Below are 1127 nucleotides of genomic sequence, written 5' to 3' on the forward strand. Positions count from 1 at the left end.
TAGTGTCGTGAGTCGTTAATTCGTTCGCAGTATGCGGCGAGGGTGTCGAGGATCTTGTCGGCGGTCTTCGTCCATACGAACGGCTTGGGGTCCTTGTTCCAGTCGTTGATCCAGCCTCGGACGTCGGCTTCGAGTTCGGTGACGCTGCGATGGGCGGATCGGCGCAGCTTGCGGGTGGTCAGCTCGGCGAACCAGCGCTCCACGAGGTTGAGCCAGGAGCCGCTGGTCGGGGTGAAGTGCAGGTGGAATCGCGGGTGGCGGATCAGCCACTCCTTGACCTTCGGGGTCTTGTGGGTGGCGTAGTTGTCCAGCACCAGGTGCAGGTCCAGTTCCTTCGGGACCGCGGCGTCGATCAGTTTCAGGAAGCGGAGGAATTCCTGGTGACGGTGGCGCCGGTAGTGCTGGGCGATCACCGAGCCGCTGCCGACGTCGAAGGCGGCGAACAGGCTGGTGGTGCCGTGGCGGACGTAGTCGTGGGTCATCCGCGCCGGGGTGGTCGGCATGATCGGCAGGATCGGGGCGGTGCGGTCGATCGCCTGCATCTGGCTCTTCTCGTCCACCGCCAGCACCAGGGCGTTCTCCGGCGGGCTCAGGTAGAGGCCGACCACGTCACGGACCTTGTCCACGAACAGCGGATCTGTGGACAGCTTCCAGGTCTGCACCGCGTGCGGCTTGAGCCCGAACGCCCGCCAGATCCGTGACACCGCGGTCTGCGACATGCCGGTCGCCGAGGCCATCGACCGGGTCGACCAGTGCGTGTCCCGCCCCGGCGTCTGCTCCAACGTCCTGGTGATCACCTCGTCCACCTTGTCGTCAGTGATCACCCGTGGCCGCCCCGGCCGAGGCTCGTCGGACAGACCGTCCAGCCGATCGACGACGAACCGCGACCGCCACTTCGACACGGTGTTCCGTGAGACCCCGATGTCCATCGCGACCTCACCGATCGAGCCGCCTTCGGAGCAGCGCAACACAATCCGGGACCGCAGCGCCAACGCCTGCGCGGTCTTCCGCCGACGCGCCCACCCGCTCAGCACCGACCGTTCCTCGTCGGAAAGCACCACCGGTCGCAACCTCGGGCTCGGCATCGCCACACCCTACAACTGCCAACGAACTACCGACTCAGGACA

Annotated in this window: 1 protein-coding gene; it reads right to left on the reverse strand. The window is 66.3% G+C overall.

Going from position 1 to position 1127, the window contains the following annotated elements:
* A partial coding sequence (locus tag BU204_RS37765; protein ID WP_075130574.1) for an IS630 family transposase occupies positions 1-1085 on the reverse strand: 1085 nt, incomplete at its 3' end.
* Positions 1086-1127: the final 42 nt, after the last annotated feature.

The sequence above is a fragment of the Actinophytocola xanthii genome, assembly GCF_001921205.1.
In the GTDB taxonomy this organism is placed as follows: domain Bacteria; phylum Actinomycetota; class Actinomycetes; order Mycobacteriales; family Pseudonocardiaceae; genus Actinophytocola; species Actinophytocola xanthii.